This is a genomic window from Vibrio sp. Vb0349 (assembly GCF_033338975.1).
Genome location: NZ_JAWOTS010000274.1, coordinates 1 through 1,238, shown reverse-complemented (window position 1 = coordinate 1,238; position 1,238 = coordinate 1). Strand labels below are relative to the sequence as shown.

Below are 1,238 nucleotides of genomic sequence, written 5' to 3'. Positions count from 1 at the left end.
AAGACGATGTTGGATGCACCAGTCGAGCAGCAGTCACATAGCCGTGTGCAAGATCTCTATCAAGGGATTTGTATCTACATTCAAGAGAACTTCCATCGCCCAATCACGCGTGACAGCATTGCGTCGAGATTCAGTATTTCCTCGAACCATTTGTCGCGCTTGTTCCGTCAGCAGGGGCACATGACTTTGGCAGACTACATTACTTGGGTACGCGTGGATCGTGCGAAGTTTATGCTCAAGAAATACAACTTCAAACTCAATGACGTGTCAGTGCGCTGTGGATTTAAAGACGTGAACTATTTCTGCCGAGTATTTAAGAACCGTACAGGCAGAACGCCGACGGAATATCGTGGTTCGATTTAAGCCTTCAATCAGAGTGCGTAAATCATAGAGAAGTTTAGGCGAGCAGCCTCGACATGGCGTACATCAGCAGCGCTTGTAAGTCGACGCTGCTTTTTGTTAGTAGTAGGCGTTCCGCCATTTGATCGGTAAGCAGATTTCGTGTGAGGTTAGTGGCCGCAATGATCTGTTCTCGGGTCGGCTTTTCTGGCATCACCAGTGCTATAGCCAGATGAACATCACCCATCGTTGAAGCCCAATCCATCGACTTGTCATTTGCAATAACGGCAATGGAAATATGGTCAACACCTGAAAACATCACATGCGGTAGAGCGATCCCCGGAGTCACGCAAGTTGATGAACGTTCTTCGCGTTTAATCAAAGCAAGGATCAGCTCGTCAGGATGAATAGGGTGGCTCAGCTGAGCTAATCCTTTAAGACATTCAAACTTAGTGAGCTCGGTATGCGCTTTGGCGTAGTGCCATTTGATTTCACAAGGTGGGCAAATTTGCGGTAAACGCTCGGCCAGTTGGCTAGAAAACTCATAGTTGATATGAGATCCCACCACCGTAAAGTGTTCAGCAATCATGTCTTTGATGACGAAGCAGGCCAGCTCTGCGTCAATGCCAATCGCTGTGATTTGACACAAATCACCTTGTTGTAGACCTGCTTGCAAAATCGCCACGGACTTGGTGAGTTCCGCAACACGATTTTGCGTTACATTAATGATATGTAAGGTACTTTTGAACTTCTTTGCCACTCGATTGAGTGGCTGAGCAAGGTGCGCACTGGCATTTGCATTATCGACGAAAAAGGTGATTTGGTATTCGTTCATCTGCAAATTTAGTCGCGGCAGTGGACGAGGAATACTTTGTCGACGTTCAGCAAAACCTCTTCAA

The 1,238-nt window shown here is 46.8% G+C and carries 2 protein-coding genes; one reads left to right on the top strand and one right to left on the bottom strand.

Annotated elements, in window-relative coordinates; genetic code table 11:
• On the top strand, nt 1-363 hold a 363-nt coding region (locus R7Q47_RS25155), incomplete at its 5' end, for an AraC family transcriptional regulator (RefSeq protein ID WP_318090045.1).
• Nucleotides 364-397: 34 nt separating this feature from the next.
• On the opposite strand, the gene R7Q47_RS25150 is transcribed toward R7Q47_RS25155, so the two are convergent.
• The gene (locus tag R7Q47_RS25150; RefSeq protein WP_318090043.1) at nt 398-1,174 is read right to left on the bottom strand and encodes a PTS sugar transporter subunit IIA; all 777 of its coding nucleotides are present in this window, start codon (nt 1,172-1,174) and stop codon (nt 398-400) included.
• Nucleotides 1,175-1,238: the final 64 nt, after the last annotated feature.